General features: G+C 42.9%; 23 protein-coding genes and 1 tRNA gene. 11 read left to right on the forward strand and 13 right to left on the reverse strand.

Going from position 1 to position 22881, the window contains the following annotated elements; genetic code table 11:
- From secD to queA, 7 genes are all read right to left on the reverse strand, one after another.
- Entirely contained in the window at nucleotides 1-1899 is a 1899-nt protein-coding gene (secD, locus tag FTV25_RS08560; protein ID WP_166135677.1) for a protein translocase subunit SecD, read from the reverse strand.
- Between the two features lie 52 nt (nucleotides 1900-1951).
- A complete protein-coding gene (yajC, locus tag FTV25_RS08565; RefSeq protein ID WP_004783613.1) occupies nucleotides 1952-2281 on the reverse strand; it encodes a preprotein translocase subunit YajC in 330 nt (109 codons plus the stop codon).
- Between the two features lie 100 nt (nucleotides 2282-2381).
- Nucleotides 2382-3512, reverse strand: a complete 1131-nt coding sequence (gene tgt, locus FTV25_RS08570; protein ID WP_004783611.1) for a tRNA guanosine(34) transglycosylase Tgt — start codon at nucleotides 3510-3512, stop codon at nucleotides 2382-2384.
- Nucleotides 3513-3634: 122 nt separating this feature from the next.
- Nucleotides 3635-4489: a DUF4303 domain-containing protein gene (locus FTV25_RS08575; RefSeq protein ID WP_180002922.1), complete on the reverse strand. Its 855-nt coding sequence runs from the start codon at nucleotides 4487-4489 to the stop codon at nucleotides 3635-3637.
- Nucleotides 4490-4599: 110 nt separating this feature from the next.
- Nucleotides 4600-5169, reverse strand: a complete 570-nt coding sequence (locus tag FTV25_RS08580) for a LemA family protein (RefSeq protein ID WP_034702415.1) — start codon at nucleotides 5167-5169, stop codon at nucleotides 4600-4602.
- A 25-nt stretch (nucleotides 5170-5194) separates the two neighbouring features.
- Nucleotides 5195-6223: a hypothetical protein gene (locus tag FTV25_RS08585; protein ID WP_180002920.1), complete on the reverse strand. Its 1029-nt coding sequence runs from the start codon at nucleotides 6221-6223 to the stop codon at nucleotides 5195-5197.
- Between the two features lie 18 nt (nucleotides 6224-6241).
- Entirely contained in the window at nucleotides 6242-7276 is a 1035-nt protein-coding gene (gene queA / locus FTV25_RS08590) for a tRNA preQ1(34) S-adenosylmethionine ribosyltransferase-isomerase QueA (protein WP_180002918.1), read from the reverse strand.
- Between the two features lie 167 nt (nucleotides 7277-7443).
- Between queA and FTV25_RS08595 the strand changes: the two genes are divergently transcribed.
- Nucleotides 7444-7530 (forward strand) — tRNA-Leu (locus tag FTV25_RS08595).
- Between the two features lie 264 nt (nucleotides 7531-7794).
- Here the strand turns inward: FTV25_RS08595 and FTV25_RS08600 are convergent.
- Nucleotides 7795-9438 carry an acyl-CoA synthetase gene (locus tag FTV25_RS08600; protein ID WP_179992978.1) on the reverse strand — a complete coding sequence of 548 codons (1644 nt, stop codon included), beginning with the start codon at nucleotides 9436-9438 and terminating at the stop codon, nucleotides 7795-7797.
- Nucleotides 9439-9679: 241 nt separating this feature from the next.
- Here FTV25_RS08600 and FTV25_RS08605 point away from each other — a divergent pair, with 241 nt between their 5' ends.
- From FTV25_RS08605 to infC, 4 genes are all read left to right on the forward strand, one after another.
- The gene (locus FTV25_RS08605; RefSeq protein ID WP_180002915.1) at nucleotides 9680-10963 is read left to right on the forward strand and encodes a D-arabinono-1,4-lactone oxidase; all 1284 of its coding nucleotides are present in this window, start codon (nucleotides 9680-9682) and stop codon (nucleotides 10961-10963) included.
- Between the two features lie 12 nt (nucleotides 10964-10975).
- Complete coding sequence (locus FTV25_RS08610) at nucleotides 10976-12145, forward strand: alanine racemase (protein ID WP_180002913.1); 1170 nt, start codon at nucleotides 10976-10978, stop codon at nucleotides 12143-12145.
- Nucleotides 12146-12372: 227 nt separating this feature from the next.
- A complete protein-coding gene (gene thrS, locus FTV25_RS08615; RefSeq protein WP_159123058.1) occupies nucleotides 12373-14295 on the forward strand; it encodes a threonine--tRNA ligase in 1923 nt (640 codons plus the stop codon).
- Between the two features lie 5 nt (nucleotides 14296-14300).
- Nucleotides 14301-14852, forward strand: coding sequence for a translation initiation factor IF-3 (gene infC / locus FTV25_RS08620; protein WP_081400954.1), 552 nt, complete (start codon nucleotides 14301-14303; stop codon nucleotides 14850-14852).
- Between the two features lie 61 nt (nucleotides 14853-14913).
- Here infC and FTV25_RS08625 read toward each other — a convergent pair whose 3' ends face one another.
- The 3 genes from FTV25_RS08625 to FTV25_RS08635 all read right to left on the reverse strand — a co-directional run bounded on the left by FTV25_RS08625 (nucleotide 14914) and on the right by FTV25_RS08635 (nucleotide 16650).
- A complete protein-coding gene (locus tag FTV25_RS08625) occupies nucleotides 14914-15309 on the reverse strand; it encodes a hypothetical protein (protein WP_004783587.1) in 396 nt (131 codons plus the stop codon).
- 225 nt (nucleotides 15310-15534) lie between these two features.
- Nucleotides 15535-16086, reverse strand: coding sequence for a hypothetical protein (locus FTV25_RS08630; RefSeq protein ID WP_180002911.1), 552 nt, complete (start codon nucleotides 16084-16086; stop codon nucleotides 15535-15537).
- A gap of 99 nt (nucleotides 16087-16185) precedes the next feature.
- Nucleotides 16186-16650, reverse strand: a complete 465-nt coding sequence (locus FTV25_RS08635) for an Hsp20 family protein (protein WP_004783582.1) — start codon at nucleotides 16648-16650, stop codon at nucleotides 16186-16188.
- 310 nt (nucleotides 16651-16960) lie between these two features.
- Between FTV25_RS08635 and FTV25_RS08640 the strand changes: the two genes are divergently transcribed.
- From FTV25_RS08640 to FTV25_RS08650, 3 genes are all read left to right on the forward strand, one after another.
- Entirely contained in the window at nucleotides 16961-17581 is a 621-nt protein-coding gene (locus tag FTV25_RS08640) for a glutathione S-transferase N-terminal domain-containing protein (protein WP_004783581.1), read from the forward strand.
- Between the two features lie 72 nt (nucleotides 17582-17653).
- Nucleotides 17654-17944 carry a hypothetical protein gene (locus FTV25_RS08645; RefSeq protein ID WP_180002909.1) on the forward strand — a complete coding sequence of 97 codons (291 nt, stop codon included), beginning with the start codon at nucleotides 17654-17656 and terminating at the stop codon, nucleotides 17942-17944.
- A 7-nt stretch (nucleotides 17945-17951) separates the two neighbouring features.
- Nucleotides 17952-18374 (forward strand): YqaA family protein, encoded by a 423-nt coding sequence (locus FTV25_RS08650; RefSeq protein WP_034170828.1) that lies wholly within the window; start codon nucleotides 17952-17954, stop codon nucleotides 18372-18374.
- A 92-nt stretch (nucleotides 18375-18466) separates the two neighbouring features.
- Here FTV25_RS08650 and FTV25_RS08655 read toward each other — a convergent pair whose 3' ends face one another.
- The gene (locus FTV25_RS08655) at nucleotides 18467-19720 is read right to left on the reverse strand and encodes an MFS transporter (RefSeq protein ID WP_180002907.1); all 1254 of its coding nucleotides are present in this window, start codon (nucleotides 19718-19720) and stop codon (nucleotides 18467-18469) included.
- Nucleotides 19721-19950: 230 nt separating this feature from the next.
- Between FTV25_RS08655 and rpmI the strand changes: the two genes are divergently transcribed.
- Together rpmI and rplT are read left to right on the forward strand one after the other, a co-directional pair.
- Nucleotides 19951-20145: a 50S ribosomal protein L35 gene (gene rpmI / locus FTV25_RS08660; protein WP_004278281.1), complete on the forward strand. Its 195-nt coding sequence runs from the start codon at nucleotides 19951-19953 to the stop codon at nucleotides 20143-20145.
- A gap of 11 nt (nucleotides 20146-20156) precedes the next feature.
- Complete coding sequence (gene rplT / locus FTV25_RS08665) at nucleotides 20157-20516, forward strand: 50S ribosomal protein L20 (protein ID WP_004647525.1); 360 nt, start codon at nucleotides 20157-20159, stop codon at nucleotides 20514-20516.
- A gap of 84 nt (nucleotides 20517-20600) precedes the next feature.
- On the opposite strand, the gene FTV25_RS08670 is transcribed toward rplT, so the two are convergent.
- Nucleotides 20601-21629, reverse strand: coding sequence for a hypothetical protein (locus FTV25_RS08670; RefSeq protein WP_180002905.1), 1029 nt, complete (start codon nucleotides 21627-21629; stop codon nucleotides 20601-20603).
- Between the two features lie 159 nt (nucleotides 21630-21788).
- On the opposite strand from FTV25_RS08670, the gene pheS reads away from it, so the two are divergent.
- Nucleotides 21789-22769, forward strand: a complete 981-nt coding sequence (gene pheS / locus FTV25_RS08675) for a phenylalanine--tRNA ligase subunit alpha (protein WP_180002903.1) — start codon at nucleotides 21789-21791, stop codon at nucleotides 22767-22769.
- The last annotated feature ends 112 nt before the right edge of the window (nucleotides 22770-22881 follow it).

Here is a 22881-nt window from a genome sequence, read left to right on the forward strand (position 1 = left end):
CTAAATGCTCAACTTTTTCAAGTTACGTTTTTTGCCATAGATGATCTGTACGATCGCACGGGTTACGGTAATCGCCGTAAACATCGAGCAGACAATACCAATCATCAGGGTGACAGCAAAGCCTTTGATTGGACCAGTACCAATTGCGAACAGAATGAACGCGACCAGGAAGGTAGTTAAGTTCGAGTCGAAAATGGTGTTATAGGCTCGATCATAACCGGCCACAATTGCCTGTTTCGGCGAGGCGCCCCATTTCATTTCTTCCCGTATCCGCTCACAGATCAGTACGTTGGCATCGACCGCCATACCGATGGTAATCACGATACCCGCGATACCCGGCAGGGTGAGGGAAGCGCCAATCCACGACATCACTGTCAGAATCATCGCCAGGTTAACGACCAGCGCAAAGTTGGCAATTACACCAAACAGACGGAAGAATACGACCATCCAGATCGCTACTAGAATGAAGCCGATTTGGGTAGAGAGTACGCCTTTATCAATATTTTCCTGACCCAGACTTGGACCAATCACACGTTCTTCAACGAAGTACATTGGCGCAGCCAACGCACCTGCACGCAGCATCAAGGCAAGTTCAGCAGCTTCTTGCGGTGAGTCCAGACCGGTAATACGGAATTGAGAACCCAATACTGCCTGAATGGTAGCAGCGTTAATCACCACAGATTCGGTATATGGTGTACGCACTTCAGTTTGTGCACCTGTTGCCGGGTCTTCTACGTAGCTGATCTTTTGCTTGTTCTCAATGAACAGTACCGCCATACGTTTGCCTACGGCATTACGTGTGGCATCTGCCATCAATTTACCGCCAGCGCTGTCCAAAGTAATATTAACTTCAGCACCACCAGTATCCTGACTAAAGCCAGAAGATGCATTTTGTACACGTTCACCGGTCAAAATACGGTTACGGTTTAGCAATAACTGACGACCACTGTCCAGAGATTCATAAGCAAATGCCTGAGTTCCTGCTGGAGCTGTACCACTTAATTGGCCAGTATAAGGATCGATGTATTGATCATTCAGATCAGACACCAGACGGAATTCCAGGTTCGCCGTACGACCCAAGACACGTTTTGCTTCTGCGGTATCCTGTACACCCGGAAGTTCAACCACAATACGGTTGCTACCTTGGGTTTGTACCAGCGCTTCAGCCACACCTAACTCGTTAATACGGTTACGTAAAGTAGTTAAGTTCTGGTTCACCGCATAAGATTCGATTTCCTGCTTACGCGTATCGGTATAGTTGAGGCGTAAAGTCGAACCGGTTTCAGTCGCCACTGCCTGCTGGTTGAATTCATTGCCATTACGGCGCAAGAAATCCATGACGGCAGCACGATCATCATTATTGGCAAACTGCACAACAATGGTGTTATTGCTTAAATTCAGGCTATTGAATTTCAGGTTGTTATCACGCAGCTGACGACGTAGATCCGTCGCAGAGGTGTCCATACGCTGTGCAATCGCCTTGTCCATATCCACTTCGAGCAGGAAGTGAACACCACCACGTAAGTCCAGACCCAGTTTCATTGGTTTGGCACCAATTTTCTGTAGCCATTCTGGAGTGGTTGGAGCAAGGTTAAGTGCTACGACGTATTCATCACCTAAACCACGGCGTAAAGCTTCTTTGGCTTTCAGCTGTGCTTCACTTGAATTTACACGTAATAAAGCAGCGTTATTACTAAAGCTATTGTCGTGAGTTGCAATATTTTCAGTTGTTAAAATCTGCTCTGCTTTTTGTACGATGCCTGCGTCAATCTGAGTACCGGCTTTGGCACCCGAAATCTGTACAGCAGGTTCATCTGGATACAAACTTGGCAGGGCATATAAAGTACTGACCACCAGGACAACCAGGATCAGCACATATTTCCATGCTGGGTAACGCATTCGTTTTCTTCTTAAAATGAAAAAGTCGTGCGGGGAGCACGACTAATTTTGATTAAATGTTATTTAAAGTGCCTTCAGGCAGAACTGAGATCACACTCGCGCGTTGAACTTTGACTTCTACACCGCGGCTCAACTCAACGACTGCGAAATCACCTTCAATTTTAGTGATTTTGCCCATTAAGCCGCCTGCAAAAACGACTTCGCTGCCTACGCCAAGGCTGTCAACCAGAGCACGGTGCTCTTTGGCACGTTTTGATTGAGGGCGCCAGATCAAGAAATAGAAGATTGCAACAAAAACCGCAATCATCAAAAGGTTAGCCATCAAGCTTGGTTGTTGTGCAGCTTCACCTGCAGCGTGAGCAGTCGAAATAAATAGGCTCATTTCATTTTCCTAAAATAAAAAACTGGTGATCAACTTGATAATAAATTGACATATTCTTGCAATTTACCCTGTCTTTTTCCTCAGCGCAAATGCTGAAAGATTAATCTTGTGGACAAGGTGGAACTTCCAGGCCACGACGAGCGTAAAAGTCCTGAACAAATTCATCAAAAGTTCCGTTATCCAGCGCGTTGCGGATATCTTCGGTAAAACGCTGGTAATAACGCAGGTTATGGATGGTACCGAGCATAGAGCCCAGCATTTCTCCACATTTCTCTAAATGGAACAGATAAGCACGGGTAAAGTTCTGACAGGTATAACAATCGCAATGTGGATCAAGTGGGCTTTGATCATGACGGTATTGGCTGTTACGGATACGCACCAGACCATCGGTCACGAAATAATGACCGTTACGTGCATTTCGGGTTGGCATGACACAGTCGAACATGTCTACACCGCGACGGATGCCTTCAACGATATCTTCCGGTTTGCCGACACCCATCAGGTAACGTGGTTTATTTTCCGGCATTTTGTTCGGAAGATAATCCAGTACCTTGATCATTTCTTCTTTCGGTTCACCAACAGACAGACCGCCAATCGCATAACCGTCAAAGTCAATCTCAAGCAGACCTTTTAAGGATTCATCGCGCAGGTCTTCATACATCCCGCCCTGAATAATCCCGAACAGGGCATTTTTATTGTTGAGTTCATCATGATGATGTTTCTTACAGCGCTCAGCCCAACGTAAAGACAGCTGCAAAGATTTCTGCGCTTCTTCATGGGTTGCAGGATAAGGCGTACATTCATCAAAAATCATCACGATATCGGAGTTCAGCGTATGCTGAATTTCCATCGAAATTTCAGGTGAAAGGAAAACTTTTGAACCATCAATCGGGGAGCGGAAGGTCACGCCTTTTTCTTCAATTTTGCGCATTGCACCCAGACTGAAGACTTGGAAGCCGCCTGAGTCAGTTAGAATCGGTTTATCCCATTTCATGAAACCGTGCAGGCCACCATGCTGCTTGATGACTTCAAGACCCGGGCGCAGGTATAAGTGGAAAGTATTACCGAGGATAATCTGTGCTTTAATGCCTTCCACATCACGTGGCAACATGCCTTTGACGGTGCCATAAGTACCAACTGGCATAAAGACGGGTGTCTCTACTACGCCATGTTCAAGCGTTAAACGACCACGACGGGCACGACCCGACTGACCTAATTTTTCAAACTTCATAAGAGTTCCAAATCAAGGCGAAAAAACAGTTCGCTGATTACTAATGCGAATTAAAGGGCGCTATTTTCCTTGATTCTGACCTTAAACGCCAGCATTGTAGAGAATTCACTCTGTAATTTTATTTATCGATGAATAGAGGAAATATCAGGTGAAAGAGGTAAGTTTGCAGAAAATTGCTGTAAACGCTGCATAATTTCTTCCCGGCTCAAAGCACAGCTGCCGTCAGGTTCAGCCGCCATAGCAGCAATATGCTGGATCAGTTTCTGGATATAGATATTGCTGTCGACAAAATAAGATTCCAGCGTTAGTAAATAGGCATCCTGCGCCACTTGCAAATAGTCATAAGGTTCCATAGCCAGCATTTGTTCCAGATCAATCAGAATATCCTTATCACTTTGTGAGAGTTTTAAACGTTTATTGACTCTCGGTTGAGACAGGGTCTGTCTGAAAGCTAAAAAGTCCTGCAATAAGCGACTGTCGGAATTGAGTTCAAGTGCAGATTGGCATTCACATTCGGGTTGGATCGGAATGCTGAGGAAAAAAATAATCGAATCTAGATCCAGACCATAAGCTTCAGATAATTTGCGTTTGGCTTGTTTAAAAGTTTCTAGCAATAAATCCAAGTGAGTAGCAGGAAGCTGTTTTTGTTGAGCTAAGACAGGATGGCCAAAACTATGCTGGGTTTTAAAATACTCTGCCAGCCAAGTTTTAAAAGGCATGAGTTCAGATTGTGAAGAGCTTTGGCTTTTATAGCGCCATTTTCGTACATTCCAGCGATCCCGTTCGGCCAGATATTGCTGTGGATCTTCAGGGTCCTGAAAAATGCTACGTTCTGTGGAAATCGCCAGATCATCCAGCAATAAAAATTCGTCAAAGACCAGACTACAGGCATAGATGTGGTCATCCTGATAGCGGTCATACAGCTGATAAAATTCCTTGACCAGCGTCTGTTGCAAGTGTTCTAAATAATCCAGCATGATTTTTTATTCTTTTTATTGGGTTTTATAAGTGTATTGCTTTATCTCTCGCTATTTCATCATAAGCCAATGTATTGCAAATCAAAAACTATAAAATGTAATGATTTTTCTCAGTGGAAGTTCGGACGATAGTCAAAGTTTTGACTCACAGTCTGGTCACGGAAAGGGCGTACTGCTTTCTTTCTGAGGAACATGTTATTGATAATATTGTGCGGAAAAATCTGAATCTGGTTATTGAAGAGTTCAACATTGCGGTTGTAGATGGTAATCGCAGCACCGACATTTTCATTCTGTTCTTCAATTTCATTCATCATTTTCAGGTAAATGTCATTTGCTTTCAGTTCAGGATAGTTTTCAATCACCACATTCAGGCTGCGCATCAGTTCTTTATTCAGGTTTTCAACCCGTTGTAACTGGGCAATATCGGCATCCTGGATATTCAGGTTCATAATGTTCTGGCGCAGTTCAGTGACTTTCTCTAAAGTGCCTTTTTCAAAACTGGAATATTGCTCAACCAGAGGTTGCAGACCATCCAGGATTTTTAGTTTTTGCCGCTCATAGCTGGCGACATCGGACCATGCACGAATAGTGGAGTTATGATGACGCACAATGCTGTTACGAATCATGATAATGGCAATAATGACCAGAAGCGGGATAATGACAAAAACAAAAAATCCCATAAAAGTAGTCCCCAGAAAAAAATAATTATTTTAAAAATTGCGTCAGATCAGTATGTAACTTTTCCAATTCTATTAATTTAAACGTTCTGAGATGGCCACGCAATGTGGAAATATCGTTAATTTTATCGTGTTTACTGGATACCTGAAATAAATCATGTGGTCCCAGATAGCAGAGCATATGGCTTTCCGGGTGAAATAGTAAATTGCCCTGACGCTGTTCAAAAAAATCCGCCAGTCGAAGTACAAAACCGGGTGTGAGTATTTTGGCCATTTGCATCGGATCACTGCCAAAGAAATTTAATTTCTGGTTGGTGCGAATGTCGCTGCTGTGCCAAGGATGAGCATAAGGATAATGAAATTTCTTTCTGGAGGTAGTCACGGCTAGCCCCTGAATCTGAACATCAAAAACAAATACCCCCCAAAGGTCTTTATGTACCTGGGTCAGTTTGACCGGCTGACCTTCCTTATTGCGTACCTGAACTTCGTGCACATAATGATATTGAAAGACCAGAACCTGATGTTGTTGACCATCTTCATCTTCCCAGACAGTGCTGGCATAGCGTGAAATCTCATTACTTAGAGAACCTTGATTAAATACCGGGAACAGACGTTTTAAATGGCTAATAAAATGTAGGGGATTGAGTGGAATAGAAATATGTTGTGGCTGTTTCTGAAAAGCCAGCTGGTATTTTTTGGCGAGCGCCTCATCTTCCAGATAGCGAATGACTTCATCTAGTGGCTGGCGATGTTCATAGCTGATATAAGCCCAGAATACCAGTAGGCATCCAAAGAAAACACCGCTTTGCATCCAGATATTGGCCGGTGCCACAAAGATGCAGCCAATCAGAAAGAGTCCGATTCCGGCCAGAGCAAGCGGTAAATTATTTTCAAATTTTAAGCTAATTGGGCCATTCCAGGGGTGCAAGCCATCCAATAATTCCTGATAGCTTTTGGCCTGACGACCCAGATCCCAGAGCCGTGCGATATTGCGAAACACCACTTCATTTTTCTTACGTCGAATATGAATGGAGTGCTGCACAGACTCGATCGGCATCGGGACGGTTCCTGCTGATTACTGCGCTTGATCAATCAGCATGGCATCGCCATAACTGAAGAAGCGGTATTTGCTTTCAACCGCGTGCTTGTAAGCATTCAGGATGTTTTCGCGGTTAGATAGAGCCGAAACCAGCATGAGCAGGGTAGATTCCGGTAAATGGAAGTTGGTAATCAGACGATCCACCACTTTGAACTCATAACCCGGATAGATGAAGATTTGAGTATCACCGGTCCAGCCTTTCAGTTCACCACCATTGGCCTGAGCCGCACTTTCGGTCGCACGGGTTGCGGTCGTACCGACAGCAATCACTTTATTACCACGTGCTTTGGTGGCTTTGATCAATTCCATGGATTCATCCGATACCTGACACCATTCGCTGTGCATGATATGGTTTTCGATATCATTGGTACGAACTGGCAGGAAAGTACCTGCACCGACATGCAAGGTCACAAAGGTTTTCTGAATGCCTTTTTCTTCCAGTTTCTTCAGCAATTCTTCATCGAAGTGCAGGGAAGCGGTAGGAGCAGCAACGCTGGCCAGTTTTGTCGGATCATTGAAAACGGTTTGATAACGAACCGTATCAATCTCTTCCGCTTCACGGTTGAAATAGGGTGGAATTGGTAGCGCGCCGTATTTGTCTAAAACATCCAGAATCGGCTGAGAAAACTCGACAATAAACAGATTTTCATGACGGCCTTGAACGGTGACTTTGACTTCATCTGGACCAATAAATAATTCTGCACCAGCTTTAGGTGTATTGCTGGCCTTGATATGACAATGCGCAATGAACTGATCCATCATACGCTCAACCAGTACTTCAACTGCACCACCAGAGGCACGTTTACCTTTCAGACGCGCTTTCATTACTTTGGTATCGTTCAGAACCAGCAAATCGCCTTCATTCAATAAATCCAGAATATCGGTGAACTGGTGATCGTGATATTGGCCTTGTGCATCAAGATGTAACAGGCGGGAAGCACTACGTTGTTCAAGAGGATAGCGAGCAATCAGCTCATCAGGGAGATCGAAACTAAAATCAGAAAGTTGCATGACAATTTACGATAAAAAAACTGCGGCTAGTATAAACTTTTTTCTTTTTTATGGCGGGAATTGCTCGATTATAAAACAAAAAAATAAGAATTGTTTTAAAATTAGGCAAATGTGTTTTTTCTGCGTTGACAAGTTTTTGAAACAGAGTAATATATCCGTCATCCACTCCCGAGGTGGTGAAATTGGTAGACGCGGCGGACTCAAAATCCGCTGTCAGAGATGACGTGTCGGTTCGAGTCCGACCCTCGGGACCAAAATTCTGAAGAACCCCAAGCATATTAAGTCTTGGGGTTTTTTATTGCCTAAAAATAAGCACGTAGATGTGGACCTCATTGATTGATCGCATTCTGTATCTTTAATTTGGTAAGGCATCTTTCAGGATAAGAACCTTAATCAGCACTTAAATAAACTAATTGCCTTTATTCTGAATATAAAAAAACCCCACTCACCAAATTTTTCTTTTTTCACTATTAAAAATAAAATTCAGGAGTGGAGCTAGATATTACAGTCTTAATAAATTAAGAAAATTCACCCGTTGAGCGTTCTTTGGCCCAGTCACGCAGGATAAATTTCTGCAATTTCCCGGTTGAAGTTTTTGGAATCTCGGTAATCACCACATCTTTAGGTACTTTAAAACGCGCCAGATGTTGCTTGCAGAATTCGATAATCTCTTCTGCTGTGGCAGTTTGTCCTACTTTCAGTTCGACAAAGGCACATGGCACTTCCTGCCAGCGAGGATCTGGTTTTGCCACCACGGCTGCCGTGAGAATAGCAGGATGCTGATAGAGCACTTCTTCCACTTCCAGCGATGAAATGTTTTCACCACCCGAAATAATCACATCTTTAGAGCGGTCAGTGATTTTTGCATAACCATCAGGTTGGCATACTGCCAGATCGCCAGTATGGAACCAGCCACCGGCAAAGGCTTCTGCAGTTGCTTCCGGATTCTTTAAATAACCTTTCATGACGATGTTGCCACGGAACATGATTTCACCCATGGTCTGACCATCATGTGGCACTTCCTGCATAGTGTCAGGATCAAGTACTTTCATGCCATCTTGCAGCGGATATGGTACACCTTGACGAGAATGCAATTGCGCCTGCTCCTGAATCGACAGGTCTGACCAGCCTGCTTGAGACGCACAGAGCGCAGAAGGACCATAGGTCTCAGTTAGACCATAGACGTGAGTCACATTGATGCCGATATTACGCATGCCTTCAATGATTGCAGCAGGAGGCGCAGCACCGGCTACCATCACTTCGACACGATGATCAAACTTGGTCTTTTTCTCTTCAGGGGTATTGATCAGCATCGATAGTACAATTGGCGCACCGCAGAAATAATCCACTTTATGTTCAGCAATGAGTTTAAAGATCAGTTCCGGATCAACTTTACGTAAACAGACGTTCGTACCGCCATTGGCTGCCATGGTCCAGGCAAAGCACCAGCCATTACAGTGGAATAGCGGTAAGGTCCATAAGTAAGTGGCACGTGGCATCATGCCACAGGCAATGATATTACTGGCTGCATTAATATAGGCGCCACGGTGATGGTAAACCACGCCTTTCGGGTTACCTGTGGTTCCAGAAGTGTAGTTCAGGCTAATCGCATTCCATTCATCATCCGGTAAATGCCATTCAAAATTGGCATCGCCTTGAGCCAGCCAGTCTTCATATTCAATCTGGCCGATACGGGTATCTTCACCCTCAAATTCCTCATCAGCCACGTCAATCACATAAATGTCTTGCTGTGGAACCAGAGCCAAAGCTTCTGTTGCAACTGCAGAAAATTCTGGATCGACCAGCAGTACTTTGGTCTCAGCATGTTCCAGCATGAACGCCAATGTTTTGGCATCCAGACGGGTATTTAAGGTATTCAGGACCGCACCCGCCATTGGCACAGCAAAGTGTGCTTCGATCATCGCAGGTACGTTTGGCAGTAAAACTGAAACGGTGTCATTTTTACCGATGCCTAAATTCTGGAGCTGGTGGGCAAACTGACGGCAACGATTGTATTTTTCACGCCAGGTAATACGACGCTTACCATGAATGATCGCATTTTGATTCGGGTAGATATAAGCCGCGCGATCGAGATAGCGTAAAGGTGACAGCGCTACAAAATTGGCAGGGGTGCGCGGTAATTCATCGTATGCCTTAACCATTGTAAAACTCCGTTCTATATTTATTTTTCATATCCTGTTAAAAAAGATATGCAATTCTTGGAAGTCTTGCAGTTATGCTTTAGTCGAGTGCGAATGTATAATTTTAAAAATTTAAATAATTGAATATTAATAAAATTATTTTTAAGCACCGATTTTTTTGAACCTATGGGTTCCCATATTTGCCTTTTTAGGTATTTTACTCTAAATGGGTGTTAAATATAGCCTCAGCCAAGGAATAATAATGAAAATACAACAGGCGGATGCAACATGGCGCAACTGGTCAGGAAGCCAGTACAGTTCTCCTCAAATTTTTGAGCCTAAAGAAATTAATGAATTGCAAAATCTGGTGAAGTCACATGCGCAGATTCGTGTGGTGGGTGCAGGACATTCATTCAGTGCGCTAGCCAAAACCGATGAGGTCTTGATTCGTCTGGATCATTTCAAAGGCGTGATAGATGCAGATGAAGCGACAGCTCAATGTACTGTACAGGCAGGTACGCGTTTATATGAGTTGGGTGAATATCTAGCCCCTCTTAATCAGGCTTTGATCAATCAAGGCGATATTGATCAGCAAAGTCTGGCGGGTGCAGTCTCGACCGGTACGCATGGCACGGGAATTGATTTGCCGTGTTTATCTGCTTTCGTTCAAGGCTTTGAATTACTGACTGCAGATGGCGAATTATTGCAATGTGATGAGCAGCAAAATACGGAAATTTTTCAGGCAGGGCGGGTAGCACTGGGCAGTCTTGGAATACTCACCAAAATCACCTTGCAAAATCAGCCGCTTTATAAATTAAAAGAACAGATCCGGTTGTGTTCATTAAAAGACATATTTTCCAATATCGATCAATGGAAACATCAGCATCGACATCTTGAGTTTTGGGCTTTTCTGTATGCTGATCAGGTCATGCTGAAAACGCTGGATGAAACGGATGAATGCATTCAGCCGAGAAAAGAAAGCTGGCCATCAGAAGATAGTTTATTAATGTTGTGCTCGGAATTGACAAGGTTATTGCCGTCTACCAATCCTTATCTGCAAAAGCTGCTCGGTGTTTTTGTCAAACCGACCTGTTTTGTGGATTGGTCCAGTCAGATTTTCCCCACACCGCGTAATACCCGATTTAATGAAATGGAATATCAGATTCCGGTCGAACTAGGCTTGCAGTGTCTGGAAGAAGTGCTGCATTGTTTAAGGCAGCATCGTGTGCCGATGTTCTTTCCGATCGAGTTTCGTTATGTCAAAGCGGATGACATCTGGCTCAGTCCGTTTTATCAGCGGGATTCAGTTTCAATTTCTATCCATCAGTTTTATAAGCAGGATTATCACGTCATTTTTAATCTAGTGGAACCGATTTTTCAGAAATATCAGGGGCGACCGCATTGGGGGAAATTGCATAACATGCATGCCGCATCACTGCACGACTTATATCCAAGATGGGATGAATTTATGGCGCTACGTCAGCAACTGGATCCGCAGAAAAAATGGCTGAATCTCTACTTGAAACAACTGTTTCTGGCTAAGTAGCAGGAGTAAAAGATGCGATCAACTTATTTTCAGCAATTGACTCAAGACCTAAAACAGCAGGGTACAGGTACACCACAACTGATTCTGGATTTGGTTCAGTATCAGCATAATCTAGATGTTGTGCAGGCAAAACTACCTCCGCAGTTAAAGCCTCGTCTGGTGGTGAAATCTCTGTCCAGTACTGAGTTGCTTCAATTCGCTAGTGAAAAGCTGAATACCCAGCGTTTTATGGTATTTCATCTGCCACATCTTCGGGAAATTATCGGAGCATTTGAGCAAGCGGACATTCTACTCGGTAAGCCAATGCCGGTTCATGCAGCGCAGCGCTTTTATCAAAGCTGGTTTGGTCAAATGGACTTAAATACTCAAGTAAATATTCAATGGCTGATCGATAGTCAGGCACGTCTGGAGCAGTATCTGCAACTCGCCCAAAGCCTGAATCTTTGCCTGAATGTGAATATTGAAATTGATGTGGGGCTGCATCGCGGAGGGGTGAACAGTCAGGAGCAGTTTATAGCCCTACTCAAGCTGATTCAGCAGCATCCTTTGTCTCTAAAATTCTCCGGATTAATGGGCTACGATGCGCATGTAGCTAAACTGCCAAAAATTCTTAAAAGTCCTGAAAAAAGTTATCAACAATCACAGCAGATTTATCAAAAATTCAAGAGGACGCTGCAACAGCAATTTCCTGATTTATGGCATGAAAATCTTTGTTTTAACGGTGGCGGCAGTCCGACCTTTATGCAGCATTGCCAGCAGAGTATTTGTAATGATCTGGCTTTTGGTTCCATGCTACTTAAACCCAGCGATTTTGATCTAGACAATCTCTCAGCTTTAAAATGTGCCTTGTGGATCGCCACACCAATTTTAAAAGTGCTGCCTTATAGCCAGATTCCCGGACTGGAAATGCTGAATCATCTACCGCATCAACATAAAGCGCTTTTTGTTTATGGTGGCTACTGGCGGGCTGACTATTATTTTCCAGAAAAAAGCCAGCCGCATATTTTATATGGACGCAGTAGCAATCAGGAAATGGTTCTGGTATCGAAATCTTGCGAACTGAAAGTCGATGATTATGTGTTTTTAAGACCAACTCAAAGCGAAGCCATCATTCCCCAGTTTTCTCAATTGTATGTCTATATCGAAAGGCAATTTGAAGCGTGGCAAACCTTTAGAGAATAAATAATTCTTGAGTGAATAATGATCTTAACTCATTGCAGCTCAAAAGAACTTTTTGGTGATAAATCCTATTTTTATTAGGGAAAAGGTTTAATCATTGGCTCAAGCCGTGTAAAATTCTAGGCGATTTTTTATTTATCCACCGTTTTTATCTTTTGAGGTTCTCCCTCGATCATAATCTCGCGGTGACATGCTCCATGGTACGGGGCATCACTCCTTAAGGATTTCATATGCCAATTATCACTTTGCCAAATGGCGATCAAAAACAGTTTGATCACGCCGTATCTGTGATGGAAGTTGCTCAAAGCATCGGTCCTGGTCTTGCAAAAAATACCGTTGCAGGTCGTGTAAACGATCGTCTAGTGGACGCGTGCGATCTGATTACTGAAGACGCAACCTTACACATCATCACGCCTAAAGATGAAGAAGGTGTCGAAATTATTCGTCACTCTTGCGCACACTTGGTGGGTCATGCCGTTAAGCAATTGTTCCCAGAAGCAAAGATGGTCATTGGTCCAGTCATTGAAGAAGGTTTCTACTATGACATCTGGATGCCACGTCCATTTACTTTAGATGACATGGCTGCGATTGAAGAGCGTATGAAAAAGCTCATCGATCAAGACTATGATGTCGTGAAAAAAATGACTCCACGTGATGAAGTGATTGCAGAATTCACAGCACGTGGCGAAGAATACAAATTGCGCCTGATCGCAGACATGCCTGAAGAAACTCAAATGGGCTTGTACTACCATCAGGACTATCTGGATATGTGCCGTGGTCCGCACGTACCAAATACCAAATTCTTAAAATCATTCAAGCTGACAAAAATCTCTGGTGCTTACTGGCGTGGTGATGCGAAAAACGAACAGCTGCAACGTATTTACGGTACAGCTTGGGCAGACAAGAAACAGCTTGCAGCATATATAAAACGTATTGAAGAAGCGGAAAAACGCGACCACCGTAAAATCGGTAAAGCCTTAGACTTGTTCCATATGCAAGAAGAAGCACCAGGTATGGTGTTCTGGCATCCGAACGGCTGGACCATTTACCAAGTGCTTGAACAATACATGCGTAAAGTTCAGCAAGAAAATGGTTACCTTGAAATCCGTACACCACAAGTGGTGGATTTCACGCTTTGGGAAAAATCAGGTCACGCAGCGAACTATGCTGAAAACATGTTTACGACTCATTCAGAGAACCGTAACTACGCTGTAAAACCGATGAACTGTCCTTGTCACGTGCAAGTGTTCAACCAGGGCTTAAAATCATATCGTGATCTTCCAATCCGTTTAGCGGAGTTTGGTTCATGTCACCGTAACGAGCCATCGGGTTCTTTACACGGCATCATGCGTGTACGTGGTTTTACCCAAGATGATGCGCATATTTTCTGTACTAAAGAACAAATCGGTACTGAAGTTGCAGACTTTATCAAATTGACACTAGACGTATACAAAGATTTTGGCTTTGAAGAAGTACAAATGAAGTTATCTACACGTCCTGAAAAACGTGTGGGTGATGATGCACTTTGGGATATGGCAGAAAAATCTTTGGCAGATGCTTTAGATGCTGCTGGCCTAGATTGGGATTTACAACCAGGTGAAGGTGCATTCTACGGTCCGAAGATCGAATTCTCATTGAAAGACTGCTTAGGCCGAATCTGGCAGTGTGGTACCATTCAATGTGACTTCAACCTTCCAGAACGTCTGGATGCCTCTTATGTTACTGAAGACAACGATCGTGATCAGCCTGTGATGTTGCACCGTGCAATTCTTGGCAGTTTCGAACGTTTTATTGGTATACTGATTGAACACTACGCGGGCTTTATGCCACCTTGGTTATCACCAGTGCAAGCGTGTGTCATGAATATTACTGATGCTCAAGCCGAGGCTTGTGAGTCAGTCGTCGCGAAACTTAAAGAAAACGGAATTCGTGCAATTTCTGACTTGAGAAATGAGAAAATCGGCTTTAAGATTCGTGAACGTACTTTAGAGCGTATTCCTTACTTATTGGTACTTGGGGACCGTGAGGTAGAGGAAGGTACTGTGAATGTCCGTACCCGCTCAGGAAAAAATTTGGGTACTATGTCAATCGATGCTTTCGTTGACTTAGTAAAAGCAGCCGTTGCCGAACGCGGCCGGTACATTGTGGAGTAACAGCGATTAAACAGCCTGACCGTAATCAACAGGGCGGTAATAAATCAAACCGTCCTGCCTTGAATGATGAAATTCGTGCTAAAGAAGTTCGTCTTGTAGACGAAAATGGTGAGCAAAAAGGTATTGTAAGCCTTGCGGAAGCATTGCGCGCAGCAGAAAATGTTGAGCTTGATCTTGTTGAGATCGTAGCCAATGCTGAGCCACCTGTTTGCAAAATCATGGACTTCAATAAGCATTTGTTTGATCTGAAACAAAAGCAGAAAGAAGCGAAGAAAAAACAACATCAAGTCCAGGTGAAAGAAATCAAGCTACGTCCTGCGACAGATGTAGGTGATTACAACGTAAAATTACGTGCAATCATCAAATTCCTTGAAGAAGGAAACAAGGTTAAAATTACCCTGCGTTTCCGTGGTCGTGAAATGGCTCACCAGCAACTGGGTCTGGCTCAACTGCAAAAAGTTGAAGCAGACGTCGTTGAATATGGTGTTGTTGAACAAGCACCAAAAATGGAAGGTCGTCAAATGGGTATGCTGCTTGGTCCTAAAAAGAAAAAGTAAGCATCTCTTGATGAAAAAAGCCCTGCATTTGCAGGGCTTTTTTATGAGGTAACTTAATTTTTTATTGAGTAGGGTAGGATTTTCCTGCTTCTACAATCGGAATATTGGCCTCAGTGGGTACATAAATTATTTGTTGAATACGACCTTCACGTAGGGCTTCACCAAATGCACCAATAAATTCCTGCTTGCGATATTCAGGATAATCTTTAGCTGCCTGCCCAACGAGTTTAATAGCTTCTGCACGCAGTTTGGCACTTTCCAGTTCCGCTTTTGCAACTTGCACTTGAATCATTTTAGATTGTTCTGCTTCAGCCAATGCTGCCTGACCATCCATCCCTTGTTTCCAAACTTTATAATGTGGCCAGCCAAACAATAGCAGTAAAATGACAATCAATAAAAAGAAGAGCAAGCCCAATAGCATGAATGGACTTAGGGCGTTGCGACGGACATAATTCATAGTGCACCTACGGCAGATTTTTTTATCTATGGTATTTATTGAATGTTTTATTCTGTTTCAGAAAAGCATAGCCGAAATTTTATGTAAATCAACTATATGTGGTGATAGGGGAAAGTACCAACCAGAACACCATTTTTTAATAACTGCTTTTTATCCTTTGGAATCTGATGAGATAAATTTCTTTCAGCTTAAACCATATAGTTAAAAGTGTTTTTGAATCAGCTTTTATGATCTTAAATTCCAAGCACTGTGCATGGCCTGAATAATTTCTTTAGCTTGCTGACGGGAAAACATCGATAAATGAATCCGGAATAATCTTAAACAGAATCGGTCGCGCCAACTGGGCTGACAAAGAATAAAATCGAGAGTGCCATCCCGCTGATTAATTTGATGAGCGGGAAGTCTGGTTAGCCAGCGTTTGGTACGAGCTTTAAGTGAATCATATTGAGGATTGATAAAGCTATAATGGACGGCTTCACGATATAAACACAGGCTGATCCGGTATCCTGCCAAAGTATAATAAATTGTCCGCGAGGTGATTTTTAGTTTAATGCTATATACCAAGAGCGATAGCATTAGGAAACCCAGCATATAGCCATAAAAGCTTGGGGACTCCTGCCATAAAAATACCAATCCTCGAACAAAACTGGAAGGAGGATCTGGAGTATGAAGGTATAAGGTCATCAAAATCCCAACGGGATAGCAAAGGAGGAGAAGTCCCATATGTTTCATCGTCTGGGCACTTTGATGAAACAGAATAATATCTGATGTGCTCATATTATTATTTTTATAATGAGTGAAAATTGAACACTTTCAAGCTTAAGGATTCTGTCCTAAAAAAGAAAGACCCATTCGGGTCTTTCTTTTGGCAGGTGATTAGCTTTGCTGCTCGTTAGATTCATTTTTTTCAGCTAACAGTTTTTTGCCAATCGGAATCTGACGAGGCAATTTTTCTTCTGGCACATTGCGCTGCAATTCGATTTTCAATAAACCATTTTCAAATTCAGCTTGTTGTACCTCTACATGTTCATCCAGTCTTAAAGACAATTTGAATGAACGGTGGGCGATGCCTTTATGCAGGAATTCCACAGTCGTATCTGAATTTTCTTCCACCGCTTTACCGCTAATGGTTAGAACCTGATTTTCCAGATTGATCTCTAGCTGGTCTTCATTGAATCCGGCAGCAGAAACCACAATGCGGTAATTGTTGTCGCCGGTTTTTTCAATGTTGTAATGTGGATAGTTCGGTGCCTCACTTTGCATTGCATAATCAAAAAGGTCATTAAAGCGGTCAAAACCGATACTACGACGGAATAGTGGGCTAAGACTGAAATTGCTCATTGATCTTACCTCCTGATCTCAGAAAAGTTTTTTAAACAACATGCAATTCTTCAATATGAACTCAGTGATTAGAAACAATCTCCTGAATAGATCATTGCTCTATTTCTAATATAGGATTGAGGCGAAGCTTTTCAAGCCTCAAGATTTAAAAATATTTGAACCCATCTTGAGCTAAAAATAATGCTTTGAATTTAGCGATTTTACTGCTGAATCTATAACAAAATATGCGGAAGTAAGGCTTTAAATCATGCTATAACTAGATCAAATTTCAATAATGTCATGTAAAAACGAAAAGGTAACAGGTAATAACATGATTGATCTCTATTATTGGGGAACGCCCAATGGCCATAAAATTACCATCGCATTAGAAGAAATGGGCTTGGAGTATAAAATTTTCCCGATCAATATTCTGGAAAATGACCAGTTTCAACCTGATTTTTTACGTATCTCTCCAAATAACAAAATTCCTGCGATTGTGGATCAGGATGGCCCGCGTGGTGAACCGATTTCAGTCTTTGAATCTGGCGCGATTCTGCAATATTTGGGTCGTAAAACCGGCCTGTTTTATCCGGATGATGAGCAGCAACGTGTTGAAGTTGAGCAATGGCTAATGTGGCAAATGGGTGGCTTGGGTCCAATGCTGGGGCAAAATCATCACTTTAGCCGTTTTGCTCCTGAGCGTATCCCGTATGCCACTGATCGCTATGTCAATGAAACCAAGCGTCTATACGGGGTTCTGAACAAACAGCTGATTGGTCAGAAATATGTAGCTGGTGAGTATTCGATTGCGGATATGGCTATTTTGCCATGGGTGCTACGTCATGAATGGCAGCAGATTGATCTGGCTGATTATCCGGAAGTACAGGAATATGTGACACGCCTGACTGCGCGTCCAGCGGTGCAAAGAGCGTTAGCAATACAGGTCAGATAAGTCTGGCCTTTGTGCTAAACTAGATAAAAGTAGATTAAACCACCTTTGGGTGGTTTTTTATTGGGTGAGTATATGAAAGATTTTTTCCTGAACTTTACTAAAATCGTGGAAACGAATCCTCGAATTTACTGGAGTATTATTTTCGGTATCGCAGCTTGTCTGCTGCTGTTTATTGCTGAAATTGTGCATGTGGATCAGGTGATCAGTGCCTTGAATACCAAAGATCGTCAGATTTTAAATGCAGCGCTTGAACCGATCACCCAGAAATATCAATGGTCACGTATTTTGGTCATGGTTATGGCTATAGTCTGGGCGAATTGGGAATATCTTAAAGCCAAGAAAAAACTGGGTTTAAGCCGTTAGTCTCGGGATGTCCCTGTTTCTGCTCTTTCTTGCCGCTTTTGGTGCAGCCACTTTATTACCGCTGCAGTCGGAAGCGGTTTTGCTGGGTTTATTATGGCAAGGGAGCTATTCGGCGGCCTTGCTCATCATGATCGCAAGTGCTGGAAATATCTTGGGTTCCTGTGTGAACTGGTATCTGGGGTTCAAGATTGAGCAATATAAGCATAAAAAATGGTTTCCAGTCTCTGAGCAGCAGATGCTTAAAGCCCAAAGTACCTATCAGAAATATGGCTATTGGTCATTATTGCTGAGCTGGGTGCCGATTATTGGCGATCCAATTACGTTAATTGCCGGCTTGCTCAAGGAAAATTTTACCCGTTTTATCTTGATAGTCAGTATTGCCAAAATTGGACGTTATCTGTTTGTCTATTGGGCTTATGCGATGTTTTAAAAAAAGAGGCATAAAGCCTCTTTTTATTTATATTCATTATTAGTGCGCAGGATTTTCCTGATTAAAGATCCTACGTGCATCAGAACTAAAAATTATTTTTCATTTCCTTTGGTAATATCAACTCCAAACAGATCCTTGGTTCTCGCCCAGCTGATGGCAACTACCAGTAGGGTCATGCTGCCACCAAACACTGTAGCCATAATCGTGCCCATATATCTCGCAGCCAGACCAGACTCAAAAGCACCCAGTTCATTGCTGGATGAGACAAACATGCCGTTTACTGCAGCAACCCGGCCACGCATATTATCGGGTGGATAAATCTGTAAAATCGTTTGGCGAATCACTACAGAAATACTGTCACAGGCGCCGGTCATGGCAAGAGCAAACAGAGATAGCCACATTGAGTTGGAAAAAGCGAATAGCAAGGTAAAGACACCGAAACCTGCGACTGCAAGCAGCATATTACGCCAGGCATGTTGCGTAGGCGGAAAGCGGGTCAGGACAATCATGGTTATCAGCGCACCAATGGAAGGAGCAGCCCGTAAATAACCCAAACCTTCAGGACCAACTTTTAGAATATCCTCTGCAAAAATCGGTAAGAGGGCAATCACCCCACCAAACAATACCGAAACCAGATCTAGAGAAATCGACCACAGTACAATTTTGCTGTTCCAGATAAAACGGAAACCATCACCCAGACTATGCAGGACATTTTCAGTTTCAATTTTAGGAAAATCGCGCTTTTGCAATAAGTTAATCAGAACAAAACAGATGCTGACTAGTACTGTGACAGTTAGAAGACTGGTTTCCCGACCTAAAAATGCCAGCATAAAACCACCGAGCATCGGCCCGATAATTACACCACTTTGCCAGCCAATTGTGGTCCAAGTTGCACCATTGGCATAGAGTGCACGTGGAATCAGAAAGGGTTTCAGTGAAGTTGCTGAAGGATTATAAAAGCCACGAATGGTACCCAGACAGAAAATGACGGCATAAATTCCCCAAGATAATTGACTGGTGCTGAGGTTTCCCAAGCCGTGATAATGAAACAGTGACCAGAGAATGAGAGGCATCGGAATGGCAAAAAATAAACAGATTTTCATAATAGTCTGTTTATTAAAACGATCCGCGACATATCCACCCCATAAGGAAAGGGAAATAAATGGAATCGCTTCTGCCAGACCAATCAGTCCTAAGGTCAGCGGGTCTTTGGTAATCTGATACAGTGAATAGGCAACAATAATTTCCTGAATCAGAATGGCTAAAGTCAAACAAAACTGATTTAAGGTGACAATAGAAAAGTCTCGGTAACGGAGTGCGGCAAACGCATCGGGCTGAATGTGCATAAAGAGCTGTAACTGAAAAAATTGACAAATTATAAAGTGATATCGCAAGCAGTATATAAATTCATCATTCAATTCTTATCGTAAAAAATGCTAAGTTTGCAGATTCATCAAGAAAAAAAGACTAGTGCTTTTGTTTTAAGCAAAGATGCATTAGAATATCGGCTCCCTTACCTGCAGGGCGTTCTTGCAATGGTGCAGACGTGCCGAACAGGTGTTCAAAAGAGGTTGTTATGCCTAAGATGAAAACTCGCCGTGGTGCAGCTAAACGCTTCAAAGCGACTGCTAACGGTTTTAAGCGTAAACAAGCGTTCAAACGCCACATTTTGACCAAAAAATCTGCTAAGCGTATTCGTCAATTGCGCGGCTGTGTAATGGTTCACGTAAGTGACGTTGCTTCAGTTCGTCGTATGTGCCCGTACATCTAAGGAGATTATAAATGGCTCGTGTAAAACGTGGTGTACAGGCTCATCGCCGTCACAAAAAAATTCTTGCTCGCGCTAAAGGTTACTATGGTGCTCGTTCACGCGTTTACCGCGTAGCGTTCCAAGCGGTAATCAAAGCTGGTCAATACGCTTACCGTGACCGTCGTCAGAAGAAACGTCAATTCCGTGCTCTATGGATTGCGCGTATCAACGCTGGTGCACGTCAAAACGGTTTATCGTACAGCCGTATGATCGCTGGCTTGAAAAAAGCTCAGGTTATCATCGACCGTCGCGTACTTGCTGACATCGCTATGCATGACGCAGTTGCGTTTGCAGCTCTAGCTTCTAAAGCTAAAGATGCGTTGGCTGCATAAGTCTTTATGACTTAGAAAAAAGACCGCTTTTAGCGGTCTTTTTTTATCTCTGTCTTTTTTATTTTTTGACGTTCAAATCAGTCTTTAAAGCCCAAAATAATATCCAATCAAACAGATAATCACCGTAATAATAATCAGGGTAATCACATTGCCTGAATTGGATTTAGCTGCGTCATGGGGCTTATGTGCTTTAGAAACTTTGACCGCGCGATCCTCAGTATTCATCCCTGCAAAAGGATCAGGCGCCACTTTAGGAGTGAGTTGTGCGGTTTTATAATGATTGGCCACTTTCACAATGAACTTGGCACTGATTTCATCGATTTTTTGTGCAAAGTGGCGTAGGTTTAATTGCTGCTCCGGATTCAGTACCTGACCATCATCGTTATAAGGGTGTTGAATCTTCGTCTGAATAAAATCACTTAATGCATCCAGACGGTACAAGGTCTGATGAGCATAATCAGATGAATAATCCGTTGGTATTAAAGCAAGATGACTCGGATTTTCTGCATGAGACTGAATCGTTGGGGTAGTACCGTAATAAGGCAAACCAGTATAAGCAGGCTCAGTGAATCCTTGAGCTAAATGATGTTCAAATAATTCCTGTTCAGTATAGGTATGAATATCATCCCAGTTTGGCTGCACCAAATCAGCATCAATTCTTTTGGCCAGTTTATTATTCAGTTCATAACGCCAGAATACTTCATGACGTAAAGGCGACTGTTGGGCTTCCGGTGCTTCATAATCATTATCAGCGGTATACCATTCAGCCAGTTCCTTACCGATCATCCAGGCGGTTTTACCTTGAGCATGATGACTGATAATCACATGAGCCAAAGGAACCAGCTCAACATTGGCATTAGGGTTATTTTCATCTTCCAGTAAATGTGAAGAATGTAGACTAATACGACGAACACCTTGTTTTTTCAGACCTTCTAACCAGATTTGAAAGTGCTGTGCCAGTAAATGCTGGGAAATCAGATCTCGAAAAGTTAAATGGTGCTGATTAAAAATGGAGTGATTCAGCCAGCGGCTGAAACTGAGATCCTGAGTTAAAAACTCATTGCCATAAGTGACGAGGGTCAGTTGCTGTTTCCAAATTTGATCGAGTGCCATAGTGATTTGATCTAATTGATATCCTGCTTATTTTATACTTTTTATTTTTCGCTATGCCAATCTAATTTTCATTAAAAGCGCACTTCATCAACTCGCCTAAAAACTGTTAGAATATGGGGTTTTTAAAAATATTTCTAACCTGTTGCTTTGAGAGTTACTATGTCACTGGAAGCCCTGACCACTGAAGCGCTCGCTGCGATTGCAGCAGCTCAAGACCTTGCTGCACTTGATCAAGTACGAGTGCAATTTACGGGGAAAAAAAGCCAGCTCGCGGAACAATCTAAGTCGCTGGGGAAAATGGATCCTGAACAACGTAAAGCGTTTGGGGCACAAATTCATGCAGTTCGTGAAGCCATCACAAGTGCTTTGGCACAACGTCAGGCTGAACTGCAAAAAGCTGCACTAGAACAAAAGCTTGCTAGTGAAACAATTGATATTACCTTGCCCGGTCGTGGCCAACAGGTGGGCAGCATCCACCCAGTGACCCAAGTACAAGAACGTATCTGTCAATTCTTCACCAAAGCAGGGTTTACAGTAGCGACTGGTCCAGAAGTTGAAGATGACTATCACAACTTCGAAGCATTGAATATTCCGGGCCATCACCCTGCACGTGCCATGCACGACACTTTCTACTTTGATGTGAACCATCTGCTACGTACCCATACTTCGGGTGTACAGATTCGTACCATGGAAACCCAGCAGCCACCAATTCGTATCGTGTGCCCAGGCCGTGTATATCGTTGTGATTCTGACCAGACGCATTCACCAATGTTCCACCAGATTGAAGGCTTATACGTTGCTGAAAATACCAGCTTTGCTGAATTAAAAGGTTTATTGGTAAACCTGCTAAACGAATTCTTCGAAAAAGATTTGAAAGTGCGTTTCCGTCCGTCTTATTTCCCGTTCACTGAGCCAAGTGCTGAAGTGGACATTATGGATGAGCGTGGCAAATGGTTAGAAGTTTTGGGTTGCGGTATGGTGCATCCAAATGTACTTCGCGCTGCGGGTATTGATCCAGACAAATACAAAGGCTTTGCATTTGGTTTAGGTGTAGAACGTTTTGCAATGTTGCGTTATGGCATTAATGACCTGCGTATGTTCTATCAAAACGATGTGCGTTTCTTACGCCAGTTTGCTTAAGAGATTTGATAGCCTCTTCTTATAAAGTTGAGTGGCTAAAACATATTAATTTTTAGATTTAAAAATCCCCCTAAATCCCCCTTTGTAAAAGGGGGACTTACACGAAACAAGA

The organism is Acinetobacter sp. YH12249 (genome assembly GCF_013417475.1).
Taxonomy (GTDB): Bacteria; Pseudomonadota; Gammaproteobacteria; order Pseudomonadales; family Moraxellaceae; genus Acinetobacter.